We start from the raw sequence: 243 nt of genomic DNA on the forward strand, positions 1-243 counted from the left end.
TATCCGATAATGTCTCCCGATTTCAATATAGGGTACATGCTGTCTCCGTTGACGTAGACCGCCCCGTCGCAGACGGATATATTGGGAATCAATATCTTCCCCAGTGCATACTGCTTTTTATTGGTGAACAATGTTTTCAGGTTCGCTGCTGCCGTAATGTCGTATAATGTCACGCTACGGTCGTCTATTGGTTCAGGTGTTTTCGGATTGTGTATAATCTCGACTTCTCCCTGCACCAGTTCG

1 pseudogene is annotated in these 243 nt (G+C 46.1%); it reads right to left on the reverse strand.

Annotated elements, in window-relative coordinates:
* Window positions 1–243, reverse strand: a pseudogene (locus DW173_RS24290) (transcriptional regulator); the annotation flags it as partial.

The sequence above is a fragment of the Bacteroides sp. AM16-13 genome (assembly GCF_003602705.1).
GTDB classification, from domain to species: Bacteria; Bacteroidota; Bacteroidia; order Bacteroidales; family Bacteroidaceae; genus Bacteroides; species Bacteroides xylanisolvens.